The following is a 13,003-nucleotide window of genomic DNA, read 5'->3' as shown; positions in this document are numbered from 1 at the left end:
AAATCAAACTACCAGAACATAAAACCCTCAAAATTTTTTGAGGGTTTTTCTTTTTTAGCGATCACTATAATTTCTTTCGGCATATTGCCCAACATAATAGGCAATAAGTATAGGAATTAGAATAAAACCAGCATATTTATTGATCTCTATAAAACTGTACAAAGCAATAAAAATCAAGGAAGTTAGACTTATAAAAATTAGGGTAAAGTTTTGTTTCTTCATAAAATCATAATTTCAGAAAAAATACAAATTTATTTCAAGTTTACCAACTTATCACAGCACTTCCCCAAGTAAATCCACTACCAAAAGCCGCCAAAACAATGTTATCCCCTTCTTTTATTTTGCCTTGTTCCCAAGCTTCGGTTAGCGCAATTGGTATCGAAGCTGCCGTAGTATTTCCGTATTTCTGAATGTTATTAAACACTTGGTCATCAGAAAGCTTAAACTTTTGCTGAATAAATTGTGCTATCCTCAAATTCGCTTGATGCGGAATCAACAAATCGATGTCTTTTACTTCTAATCCGTTTTCTTTCAACCCTTCTTTGATGACTTCACTAAAACGCTGTATTGCATGTTTAAACACATATTGCCCATTCATATAAGGATAATACGGAATATCTTCTTGTGGGTTTTTCTCAATCAACTCCGGAACCCAATGCATGGTACTTGGTCCTTTTAGCGAAAGCTCTAAAGCATGTTTTCCTTCACTGTGTAAATGTGTAGACAAAATCCCTTGTCCGTTATGGTCACTTTGTGTTAAAACTGCTGCTCCTGCTCCATCACCAAAGATAACCGAAACGCCACGACCACGCGTGGTCATATCTAAACCTCCAGAATGGTTTTCGCTACCAATCAGCAAAATATTTTTATACATTCCAGTTTTGATAAATTGATCGGCTACCGAAAGTCCGTATACAAAACCGCTGCATTGGTTACGTACATCAAGAGCCGGACACGTATGAATATCCAACATTTCTTGCACTTGCACGCCACAACCTGGAAAATAATAGTCTGGACTTAACGTCGCAAAAATGATGAGGTCGATGTCATCTTTATTTATTTTGGCTCTTTCCAAGGCAATTTTGGCTGCTTTTACACCCATAATGGCGGTCGAGTTTCCGTCTCCCTTTTTGATGTGACGACGCTCTTTAATACCCGTTCGTTCTTGAATCCATTCGTCGTTGGTCTCCATTAATTTTGATAAATCATTATTGGTCACCACATTTTCGGGCACATAACTTCCTAAGCCTGCTATTTTAGATTGGTACAACATATATTTTATTTTTAAATGCTTTCGTGAAAGCAATATACGCAATAATTATACTGCTAATATATTTTAATTTCTGAATTAAATAGGCAAGCATAAGAATTTCTGCCAGATTGACAGAAAACTTAAAATGGTATTTTTATTGTCAATCATCCTGCAAAATCAAAACATAAACTTTTTTAGATATGGCAACAGGAAAAATAAATGTGTCTGTAGAAAACATCTTTCCTTTAATAAAGAAATTTTTATACAGCGATCACGAGATTTTCTTACGTGAATTAATCTCTAACGCAACCGATGCAACTTTAAAATTAAAACATTTAACAAGTATTGGTGAGGCAGAAGTAGAATACGGAAAACCCGTTATCGAGGTAAAAATTGACGAAAACAACAAAACCCTTCACATAATCGATCAAGGGATTGGGATGACCAAAGAAGAGGTTGAAAAATACATCAATCAAGTGGCTTTTTCGGGAGCAGAAGAATTTCTTGAAAAATATAAAGATTCTGCCAAGGACAGCGGAATTATCGGTCATTTTGGGCTTGGTTTTTATTCTGCTTTTATGGTCGCAGATAAAGTAGAAATCATTACCAAATCCTATAAAGATGAGCCTGCGGCACATTGGATTTGTGAAGGAACCACCGATTTTACCATCGAAGATGCTAATAAAACCGAAAGAGGTACCGAAATTATCTTACACATCAATGAAGATGAAAAAGAGTTTTTGGAAGAAAACCGCATTGAAACTTTACTGACCAAGTACAACAAGTTTATGCCAATTCCGATAAAATTCGGAACCAAGGAAAAAACACTTCCTAAGGCAGAAGATGCTCCTGAAGATGAAAAACCAAAAACGGTCACCGTTGATAACATCATCAATAACCCAGAACCAGCTTGGACAAAACAACCAACAGATCTCGAAGAAGACGATTACAAAAACTTCTACCGTGAGCTATACCCGATGCAGTTTGAGGAGCCGTTATTCCATATACATTTAAATGTAGATTATCCGTTTAACCTTACAGGAATTTTGTATTTCCCGAAGCTCACCAATGACATGAGCATGCAACGTGACAAAATACAACTCTATCAAAATCAAGTTTTTGTAACCGATAACGTAGAAGGTATTGTACCTGAATTTTTAACCATGCTTCGCGGGGTAATCGATTCACCAGATATTCCGTTGAATGTTTCTCGTTCTTATTTACAAGCTGACGGAGCGGTAAAGAAAATTTCGAGTTACATCACCAGAAAAGTAGCCGATAAACTCAAATCGCTTTTCAACGAAAACCGTGAAGATTTCGAAAAGAAATGGAACGATATTAAAGTAGTCATCGAATACGGTATGCTTTCAGAAGAAAAATTCTTTGAAAAAGCCGACAAGTTTGCTCTTTATCCTACGGTAAATAACAAGTATTATACCTACACGGAATTAGAAGAAGCGATCAAGGAAAACCAAACCGATAAAGACGGAAATTTGGTCTTCTTATACACTTCTAATAAAGACGAGCAACACAGCTACATCAAAGCGGCAGAAGAAAAAGGTTATGAGGTATTGTTGTTGGATTCGCCTATTGTTTCGCACCTTATCCAAAAGTTAGAATCTACCAAAGAAAAAGTAAGCTTTGTACGGGTTGATAGCGATCACGTAGATAATCTTATCAAAAAAGAAGAAGAGCAAATTTCTAAACTTTCTGACGAAGAAAAAGAAAAACTCAAAACCGATTTTGAAACGGTAGTACCGAAGGAAAAATATACCGTACAACTAGAAGCCATGAGTAGTGATGCTGCACCAATTATCATCACACAACCTGAGTTTATGCGTCGTATGAAAGAAATGCAGCAAACCGGTGGCGGCGGAATGTTTGGTATGGGCAACATGCCAGAAATGTACAATTTGGTAGTTAATACCAACCACGAACTGACTTCTACTATTTTAAACAGCGAAAAAGAAACTCAGGAAAAGCTCATCAAACAAGCTTTAGACTTGGCGAGACTATCACAAAACCTGCTCAAAGGTGAAGAACTTACTAATTTTGTAAAGCGTAGCTTTGAGATGATCAAGTAATTTTTTCGTTTAAAGCGGATATAAAACTGTCTGGGAAAACGTTTCGTTAACCTGAACTTGTTTCAGGTTCTCATCCTAATTTATAAATCAAATTGATGAGATCCTACATCAAGGCGAAATGATATAAACTGTTATTAATACCCAGACAGTTTTTTATTCAAAATTTTAAAAAATAAGTATTGCATAAAAACATGCACTACTTATCTTTGCTCTTTTAATAAAAAATCATGATTAAAATTACCTTGCCTGACGGCAGTATCAAAGAATTTGAAAGCGGCGTCTCGGTATTAGACGTTGCCAAAAGCATTAGTGAAGGATTAGCCAGAAATGTACTTTCTGCAAGTTTCAACGGAAAAACCGTAGAGACGAAAACCCAACTCACCACCGATGGTTCTTTGGTACTTTATACCTGGAATGACGAGCAAGGTAAAAAAGCCTTTTGGCACAGTAGCTCGCATATTATGGCGCAAGCCATTCAAGAGCTTTATCCTGGCGTCAAATTAACGATTGGTCCGGCCATCGAAAATGGTTTTTATTACGACATCGATTTTGGCGATCAGAAAATTTCTGACAACGATTTCAAGAAAATCGAAGATAAAATGCTGGAAATTGCTCGTGGAAAACATGAGTTTTCTTTACGTGAAGTTTCCAAATCAGAGGCTTTAGATTTCTATAAACAAGAAAATAATCCGTTTAAAGTAGAATTGATTGAAAACCTTGAAGACGGTGATATTACTTTCTGTGACCACGATTCTTTTACCGATTTATGCCGTGGCGGGCACATCCCAAATACGGGAATTGTTAAAGCGGTAAAACTCATGAGCGTTGCTGGAGCATATTGGCGTGGTAACGAAAACAATCCGCAGCTAACAAGAGTTTACGGTATTAGTTTTCCCAAGCAAAAAGACTTAAAGGAATATTTAGAACTACTGGAAGAAGCCAAAAAACGCGATCACAGGAAATTAGGTAAAGAACTACAACTCTTTACTTTTTCACAAAAAGTAGGTCAAGGTTTACCCTTATGGTTACCCAAAGGAGCTGCTTTACGCGAAAGATTAGAAAATTTCCTAAAAAAAGCACAGAAAAAAGCAGGTTACGAGATGGTGGTTTCGCCACATATTGGTCAGAAAGAATTATATGTAACTTCGGGTCACTATGCTAAATACGGTGAAGACAGTTTTCAACCTATCAAAACACCTAACGAAGACGAAGAGTTTTTGTTAAAACCTATGAACTGTCCACATCACTGTGAAATGTATAACGCTAATGCATGGAGCTACCGTGATTTACCGAAACGTTTTGCAGAATTTGGTACCGTTTACCGTTACGAGCAAAGTGGTGAGCTACACGGCTTAACACGTGTTCGCGGGTTTACCCAAGACGATGCCCATATTTTCTGTACGCCAGACCAATTAGACGATGAATTTAAAAAAGTAATCGATTTGGTCTTGTATGTTTTTGGTTCCTTAGGGTTTGAAAACTTCACGGCTCAAGTATCTTTGAGAGACCCAGAAAACAAAGAAAAATATATCGGGGCTGATGAAAATTGGGAAAAAGCAGAAAACGCCATCATCAATGCTGCTAAAGAAAAAGGCTTAAACTATGTGATTGAAACTGGTGAAGCTGCTTTCTACGGACCAAAACTCGATTTTATGGTCAAAGATGCCTTGGGCAGAAGTTGGCAGTTAGGTACAATTCAAGTAGATTATAACTTACCAGAACGTTTCGATTTAACCTACAAAGGCAGTGATAACGAACTACACAGACCGGTGATGATTCACCGTGCTCCTTTCGGAAGTATGGAACGTTTTGTGGCGATTTTGCTGGAACATACCGGTGGAAATTTCCCACTTTGGCTCATGCCAGAACAGGCTATTGTACTGTCTTTGAGTGAGAAATATGAAAATTACACGCAAAAAGTTTTAAAATTGCTAGAAAATCACGAAATTCGCGCCCTAGTTGACAACCGTAGTGAAACTATGGGCAAGAAAATACGTGAAGCAGAAGTCAATAAACTGCCGTATATGCTGATTGTTGGAGAGCAAGAAGAAAAAGACGGCACGGTTTCTGTACGTAAACACGGTGGCGAAGATTTGGGTGCTATGCGTGTAAACGCTTTCGCGGAATTATTGCAAAAAGAGATCAAATCGACGTTGAAAACATTTGAAGTTTAATTTAAAATTATAAAGTCATAGCTATACACAAAAGAAGATCAAGAGGTTCATTTAGAGAGCCAAAAAAAGATGAACACAACATCAACGACAAAATTAGAGCAAAAGAAGTTCGTCTTGTCGGTGATAACGTAGAAATGGGTATTTACCCCGTAAAAGAAGCATTGGCTATTGCTAAAGAGCAAGAATTAGATTTGGTAGAAATATCACCAAATGCTAATCCGCCTGTTGTAAAAGTAATGGATTATAAAAAATTCCTTTACGAACAGAAAAAAAGAGATAAAGCTTTAAAGGCAAAAGCAACTAAAGTCATCATCAAAGAGATCAGATTTGGCCCAAATACAGATGATCACGATTATGAGTTTAAGAAAAACCATGCCATAAAGTTTCTAAAAGACGGTGCAAAACTAAAAGCCTATGTGTTTTTTAAAGGACGTTCTATCGTTTTTAAAGATCAAGGAGAAATTTTATTACTAAGATTGGCTCAAGACCTAGAAGAATATGGTAAAGTCGAACAAATGCCAAAATTAGAAGGTAAACGTATGAATATGTTTATCGCACCAAAGAAGACAAAGTAAAAATTTATATAGAGAGATAACTAAAAAAGGATATTATGCCTAAAATGAAAACGAAATCTAGTGCAAAAAAGCGTTTTAAGCTTACTGCTACTGGAAAAATCAAAAGAAAGCACGCGTTTAAGAGTCATATCTTAACAAAGAAGTCTAAAAAACGTAAGCTTGCGCTAACTCACAGTACTTTGGTACATGAGGCAGACGAAAACAATGTTAAACTTCAGTTACGCTTAAAGTAATACAAGTTTAACCGGTTAAAACAATTTAATAACCCTGGAGTTAGGCTCAATTAAAGTATTCAACGAAAACTAAAATAAAACGTTGAATCGCCTACTACAAAAAATGTAAAATTATGCCAAGATCAGTAAATTCAGTAGCTTCAAGAGCCAGAAGAAAAAAGGTAATGAAGCACGCAAAAGGTTACTTCGGACGTCGTAAAAATGTTTGGACAGTAGCAAAAAATGCGGTGGAAAAAGCAATGTTATATGCTTATAGAGACCGTAAAGCAAAGAAAAGAAACTTCCGTTCGTTATGGATCACTCGTATCAATGCGGGTGCTCGTTTACACGGAATGTCATACTCTCAATTAATGGGTCAGCTTAAAGCTAACAATATCGAATTGAACCGTAAGGTACTTGCCGATTTAGCGATGAACCACCCAGAAGCTTTTAAAGCAATTGTTGAGAAAGTAAAATAATTTGCAAACAATATCTCTCTTATATAGAAAAACCTGCTTAAATGAGCAGGTTTTTTTTTATTTTTACGGTAGCATGAAAAACCTACTCTTTACCATAACCCTTATTTTTGCTGTAAACCTTATTTCTACAGCACAAATTTTTGATGTCGATAAAATCAAGTTTAAAAAGTTTTACACCCTAAAAGATAAAACCGAAATATTTATTCCGTTAGGTAATGTCGCTTTCGCAGATACGATTATCAAATTTAGAGAAGGTAAACCCGAAGCCGAAGATATTTATACCAATCCGCAAGCCGCAACTGGCGAACCCGATTTCGGAAAATATTTAGACAACTCCTATGTTTCTGTGGGTTGCTACGGACAAATTGTAGCCCAATTTACCGATAACGGCTTTATCGACATCGATGGACCGGATTTATATTTTTTTGAAATTGGTCCTTCTGTAGAAGAATTTAGAGTAGAAATTTCTGCCGACAATAAGCGTTGGATAGATTTAGGCGTAGTAAATGGTGGAAAATCGAGTATCGATATTGCCAAAGCTAAAATTCCTGATAACGAAAAAGAAATCTATTTCTATGTAAGGTTAACTGATTTAGGAAGTTTTTGCACAGGGCCAACAGCAGGTTCAGACATCGACGCCATTGCAACCGTTGGTGGTGTTTTAAGGCTTAATGTAGAGGCTCATCTTCTGTTTGATACCGACAAATACGATTTAAAACCAAGAGCAACCAGCCGATTGGAAAAATTCATCAAAGCGATTAGTAAAATTCCAAAAGCAGAGATTGTTATCAGTGGTCATACCGATAGTGATGCCAGCCATGAATACAATATTATTTTGGGAAAAAACAGAGCTGTTTCCGTAGAAAGTTTCCTGAGAAAGAGACTAGAAGAATTTGGAGAGTACACATACCAAATCGAAACCTACGGAGAAACAAAACCTGTGGCTGAAAACAATACCGATGCTAATAAGCAAAAGAACAGACGTGTAGAAATTATCGTTAAACCAGACGAAAGTTTTTACAAAGCTCCTACTGCTCGAAAAAAAGATTCAGAAGAAAAAGAAGATCAAATTAAAGAACAAAAAGAAGACGACGATTAAATTCGATTAGGTTTTTTGTTTTTTCTTTTTAGCTGCTGGAAATAAAACATTATTCAATATGAGACGATAACCAGGTGAGGTTGGATGCAGCGATAACTCTGTTTTTGGGTCACCAACTTTATGCTGATAATCTTCTGGATCGTGACCTCCATAAAATGTAAAAAAACCTTTCCCTTTGATACCGTGAATGTATCGCGCCTCTCCATTCGATTTGTTTTCTCCCATCACTAACACCGTAGATTTAACTGTATTTCTATCAAATGAAGTGGTTTGCCCCATAAAACCCTTCACCAAAGCCGTGTGGTTCTGGCACAACATTGTAGGAATCGGATCCCATTTTGCCGAATAATTCATCAAAGTAAAATAGTCCAATTCCTTCGGAATTCTACGTTTAGTCGTCATATCTATAGATGAAAATTCATACACCAACGGGCTTCTTTCCAGGGTATAATCTGTAAATGCAAAAGTTTTACTGAAATCTATTTTACTTTGGTAACCAGCTTCACTGGGGTCACCATCAAACATGGCTTCACAAATATCTACACCATCAGCACTTAAAGCAATATCAAATGAATCTGTCGCACTGCACATCGCAAACATAAAACCGCCACCAACAACATAATCACGTATTTTTTTAGCGACCGCCAATTTTTCTTGTGAGACTTTCTGGTAACCCAAAGAGGCTGCCAGTTCTTCTGCTGCTCTTTTTTCCTCAATATACCATGGTGTTGCTCGGTATCTACGGTAAAATTTTCCGTATTGCCCAGTAAAGTCTTCATGGTGTAAGTGTAACCAATCATACAGTAAAAGTTCATCACCTAAAACTTCTTTATCGTAAATGGTTTCGTAAGGAATTTCTGCATAAGTTAAAACCATGGTGACCGCATCGTCCCATGGTGCTTTGCTATCTGGTGTATAAACTGCAATTTTAGGTGCTTTTTCGAGAATAACAGCATTCATATTTTGCGACGGACTCTCGATTTCGGATAAAATTGCTTCCGCTTTAGCATCGCTCAACAATTCAAAATCTACACCACGTATTTGACACTCTTTTCTTGCCGCTTCAAAATCGGGAATCAAAAAAGATCCGCCACGATAATTAAGCAACCATTTTACCTTTTGCTGTTGTGCCAAAACCCAATAGGTAATTCCGTAGGCTTTTAGGTGATTGCCCTGTGATTCGGCATCCATTGGGATGAGAATATAAGAAGCCTGAACTTTGAAAATCGAAAATAAAAATAGAAGTAGTAGAATAAATTTTTTCATCGTCCTTAAATATAGAAAATATTCTACGAATACCTTGCCAAATTAGAAAGGAACGCTATTTTCGTCGTCTTCAGAGAAATCTTCGTTACTACCAAAAGCATCATCTGGAGATGGAAAATGTTTTGGCGCTGCAAAATCATCGTCATCTTGATTCATTTTTGATGGAATTTCTGACGATAAAAAATCAAAAGTTTCCAAGTTTTCGAACTTACCAAGTTTACCGATAAATTTCAGACGGATATTCTCCAAACCACCATTTCTGTGCTTGGCGACAATAAATTCCGCCTGACCTTCTGTAGGTGTTCTTTCTTCATCATCCCATTCGTCAATTTTATAATATTCAGGGCGGTAAATAAACGATACAATATCGGCATCTTGCTCGATCGCACCCGATTCACGAAGGTCAGAAAGCAAAGGTCTTTTACTTCCTCCGCGGGTTTCTACCGCACGCGATAACTGCGAAAGTGCAATCACAGGCACATTCAGTTCTTTTGCCAAGGCTTTTAGGTTTCTGGAAATCGTAGAAATCTCTTGTTCACGGTTTCCTCCTTTCTGTGTTCCTCCGGCCGTCATTAATTGTAGGTAATCAATCACAATCAATTTGATGCCGTGTTGTGAAGCCAGCCTTCTTGCTTTTGCCCTTAAATCAAAAATCGATAACGATGGTGTATCATCGATAAACAAAGGTGCTTTTTCGAGTCCTTTTACTTTTACGTTTAGTTGTTCCCACTCGTGTTTTTCGAGGTTTCCAGTTCTTAACTTTTCAGAGGATAAGCCTGTTTCACTGGAAATTAAACGTGTAATTAATTGTACCGACGACATTTCTAAAGAGAAAAATGCTACCGGAATATTTTGATCGACGGAGATGTTTCGAGCCATCGAAAGCGTGAGCGCGGTTTTACCCATACCAGGTCTTGCCGCAACGATAATCAAATCACTAGGCTGCCAACCCGAAGTAAGTTTGTCTAACCTTTCAAAACCCGAAGGAATACCACTTAAACCTTCTTTATTGGAAATTTCTTCTATTTTCTTTTTTGCCTGAATCACCAAACTTTGCGCCGTCTCTGAAGAACGCTTGATATTGCCTTGCGTGACTTCATAAAGTTTAGATTCTGCCTTGTCAAGCAAATCAAACACGTCGGTGCTTTCGTCATAAGAATCTTCTATAATTTCGTTAGAAATTTTAATCAAGCTTCGCTGAATGAATTTCTGTAAGATAATTCTGGCATGGAACTCAATATGGGCAGAAGAGGAAACTTTCTGTGTTAACTGAATCAAATAATAATCCCCACCACAAACTTCCAGTTTTCCGTCTTTTTTGAGCTGATTGGATACCGTCATCAAATCGATAGGTTCACTATTCTCAAAAAGCGTGATAATGGTTCTAAAAATATGTTGGTGCGTTTCTTTGTAAAAAGCCTCCGGATGTAAAATATCTATAACCTCATCTACTCCCTTTTTATCGATCATCATTGCCCCGAGAATTACCTCTTCTATCTCAACGGCCTGTGGCGGCAATTTGCCTTTTTGCAAAGCAATCACACTGCCCTTAGATTCGTTATAGTATAAATTTTCCTTTACTTTTTCCATATCACGAAAGTATAAAAAATGTGTTTGGAGCGCCGTGATTTTCTCTAAAAATTGAATGACTTTTTGTAAACACTTTTAATGAATAACTTGGTGATAACTTTTTTATTTTGTTGATAAGCATGAAAAAAGCCGAAAACAAACGCTTTCGGCTTTTTTTAAATTTTATTATAAAACTTAGCCTTTAAAAACACCCATATTGGCATATTTATCCATTCGGGTATTGATAAGTTCTTCGATAGGTGTTTCCTTGAGTTCTTCATAAGATTTGATAATGACGTCTTTTAAGGTTTTAAACATTTCCGGGCGATTGCTGTGCGCTCCACCCAAAGGTTCTTTGATAATGGCATCGATCACTTTAAGCTTTTTGGCATCTTCTGCGGTAAGTTTTAAAGCTTCAGCGGCTCTTTCTTTTTGATCCCAACTTCTCCAAAGTATCGACGAGCAGTTTTCTGGAGAAATTACCGAGTACCAAGAGTTTTCCAACATCATTACTTTATCTCCAACGCCTATTCCTAAAGCTCCACCACTTGCTCCTTCTCCTATTACGACCACAAAAATGGGCACTTTGAGGCTCGTCATTTCAAAAATATTACGAGCAATCGCTTCACCTTGACCTCTTTCTTCTGCTTCCAATCCTGGGTAAGCTCCTGGTGTATCGATAAAAGATAAGACAGGGATACCAAACTTTTCTGCAGATTTCATCAAACGTAAAGCTTTGCGATATCCTTCTGGGTTTGCCATTCCGAAATTACGGTATTGACGCATTTTGGTATTAAAGCCTTTTTGTTGACCGACAATCATATAGGTTTGGTCACCAATTTTTCCTAATCCGCCAATCATGGCTTTGTCGTCTTTTACATTCCTATCACCGTGAAGTTCTAGGAAAGTATCGCCACACAGTGCTTTTACGTAATCTAAGGTATAAGGTCTATCTGGATGTCTTGACAACTGAACTCTCTGCCAAGCGGTAAGATTTTTATAAATTTCTTTTTTGGCTGCAGCAAGCTTTTTTTCGATTTGCTTACAGGTTTCAGACACATCTACATCACTGTCTTCTCCTATTTTACAGGCTTTTTCATATTGTTCTTGTAAATCCTTAATCGGAATTTCAAAATCTAAATATTCCATACGAAATACAGGTTTTATAAATTGTAGCTTACAAAGATAAACATTAATTTAATTTATGATTAAATTATCGTTTCGCATTTCTCAACAAGAAAAATGCTAAAACTCCAAACACAATATTGGGAAACCAAACTGCAATCAAAGGTGAAAAGGTAGATTGTTCTGCGATGGTACCAAAAACTTTATCGAGAAATACAAAAATAGAAGCAATAGCAATACCTATCGCCAAATTTACACCCATTCCTCCTCTTCGTTTTACCGAAGAAACCGATACGGCAATAATGGTAAGAATAAAAGCAGAAACCGGCACACTAAGTCTTTTATAGGCAACCACCTTATAGCGGTTGATGTTACCCGAGCCTCTTCGCTGTTCTTGTTCAATAAAATCTCTAAGCTCTGTGTAGTTTAGAGTTTCTGCAATGTATATTACTGGCGTAAGAGCATCAAATTCGAAAGGAAGAATCGTATCTTTTTTATTTTCTGAAATGAGAATATCTTCTTTATTTTCACCTACAATTCGTTTTTCGTAACCGTTAAGTCTATAGGTTTTTTCTTCATCATTGTACTTGATGTCTCTTGCGCTAATTTTAAATTTTAAACGATTTCCTTCAAAATGTTCTAAGGTAAAGTTACGAGCAGTTTTGTTTTTTGCCTGAAAATTGGTCGCGTAAATCACTTCATTTTCATTAATCTGGCGGAAAACATTTTCTGTTTCTTGAACTTCACTACCTCTTTTTAGGTATTTATATTTAAAGTCGTTGAAACCCTCGCTTGCTCTTGGCGCCAAATACATACTTAAAACTAGTGCTGCCAAACAGACAATCGTTGCTCCAATAAGATAAGGTCTAAGAAAACGGGAAAAAGAAACACCGGAACTCAAAAAAGCAATAACTTCTGTGTTGCTTGCCAATTTTGAGGTAAAGAAAATAATCGATAAAAATAAAAAGAAAGGAAATAGAAAGTTGGCAAAATAGACCGTAAAATCGATATAGTAATTAACGACTTCCACTAAAGGCACTTCGTTTTCTAAAATCTTGTCGATTTTCTCTGCTAAGTTCACTGTAATTCCAATAGGAATAAACAATAATAGCAGCATTAAAAATGAGCCGAGATACCTTTTTAATATATACCAATCTAATATTTTCAA

At 36.7% G+C, this 13,003-nt stretch carries 12 protein-coding genes; 6 read left to right on the top strand and 6 right to left on the bottom strand.

Translation table 11 applies throughout. The features are described 5' to 3' along the window. Nucleotides 1-54: 54 nt before the first annotated feature. A complete protein-coding gene (locus tag DNG35_RS12190; protein ID WP_158524887.1) occupies nt 55-222 on the bottom strand; it encodes a hypothetical protein in 168 nt (55 codons plus the stop codon). A gap of 40 nt (nt 223-262) precedes the next feature. Then, on the bottom strand, nt 263-1,270 hold the full coding sequence (locus DNG35_RS09375) for a 3-oxoacyl-ACP synthase III family protein (RefSeq protein WP_111128518.1): 1,008 nt from the start codon (nt 1,268-1,270) through the stop codon (nt 263-265). Nucleotides 1,271-1,452: 182 nt separating this feature from the next. Here DNG35_RS09375 and htpG point away from each other — a divergent pair, with 182 nt between their 5' ends. The 6 genes from htpG (at nt 1,453) to DNG35_RS09345 (ending at nt 7,875) form a co-directional block, all read left to right on the top strand. Next, a complete protein-coding gene (gene htpG, locus DNG35_RS09370; RefSeq protein ID WP_111128401.1) occupies nt 1,453-3,336 on the top strand; it encodes a molecular chaperone HtpG in 1,884 nt (627 codons plus the stop codon). Between the two features lie 227 nt (nt 3,337-3,563). Continuing rightward, nucleotides 3,564-5,510: a threonine--tRNA ligase gene (thrS, locus tag DNG35_RS09365; protein ID WP_111128399.1), complete on the top strand. Its 1,947-nt coding sequence runs from the start codon at nt 3,564-3,566 to the stop codon at nt 5,508-5,510. 23 nt (nt 5,511-5,533) lie between these two features. Continuing rightward, nucleotides 5,534-6,085: a translation initiation factor IF-3 gene (gene infC, locus DNG35_RS09360; RefSeq protein WP_255419917.1), complete on the top strand. Its 552-nt coding sequence runs from the start codon at nt 5,534-5,536 to the stop codon at nt 6,083-6,085. Between the two features lie 35 nt (nt 6,086-6,120). After that, entirely contained in the window at nt 6,121-6,318 is a 198-nt protein-coding gene (gene rpmI, locus DNG35_RS09355; RefSeq protein WP_111128395.1) for a 50S ribosomal protein L35, read from the top strand. A gap of 113 nt (nt 6,319-6,431) precedes the next feature. Then, entirely contained in the window at nt 6,432-6,776 is a 345-nt protein-coding gene (gene rplT / locus DNG35_RS09350) for a 50S ribosomal protein L20 (RefSeq protein ID WP_111128393.1), read from the top strand. A 73-nt stretch (nt 6,777-6,849) separates the two neighbouring features. After that, the gene (locus tag DNG35_RS09345) at nt 6,850-7,875 is read left to right on the top strand and encodes an OmpA family protein (RefSeq protein ID WP_111128391.1); all 1,026 of its coding nucleotides are present in this window, start codon (nt 6,850-6,852) and stop codon (nt 7,873-7,875) included. 6 nt (nt 7,876-7,881) lie between these two features. On the opposite strand, the gene DNG35_RS09340 is transcribed toward DNG35_RS09345, so the two are convergent. From DNG35_RS09340 to DNG35_RS09325, 4 genes are all read right to left on the bottom strand, one after another. After that, a complete protein-coding gene (locus tag DNG35_RS09340; protein WP_199489112.1) occupies nt 7,882-9,141 on the bottom strand; it encodes an asparagine synthetase B in 1,260 nt (419 codons plus the stop codon). A 42-nt stretch (nt 9,142-9,183) separates the two neighbouring features. Then, entirely contained in the window at nt 9,184-10,731 is a 1,548-nt protein-coding gene (dnaB, locus tag DNG35_RS09335; RefSeq protein ID WP_111128388.1) for a replicative DNA helicase, read from the bottom strand. A gap of 174 nt (nt 10,732-10,905) precedes the next feature. Continuing rightward, on the bottom strand, nt 10,906-11,859 hold the full coding sequence (locus DNG35_RS09330) for an acetyl-CoA carboxylase carboxyltransferase subunit alpha (RefSeq protein ID WP_111128386.1): 954 nt from the start codon (nt 11,857-11,859) through the stop codon (nt 10,906-10,908). A 64-nt stretch (nt 11,860-11,923) separates the two neighbouring features. Further along, nucleotides 11,924-13,003 (bottom strand): LptF/LptG family permease, encoded by a 1,080-nt coding sequence (locus DNG35_RS09325; protein WP_111128385.1) that lies wholly within the window; start codon nt 13,001-13,003, stop codon nt 11,924-11,926.

This window comes from Mesonia sp. K7 (assembly GCF_003233725.1).
Lineage (GTDB): Bacteria > Bacteroidota > Bacteroidia > Flavobacteriales > Flavobacteriaceae > Mesonia.
This window is presented reverse-complemented; position numbering and strand designations above follow the sequence as displayed.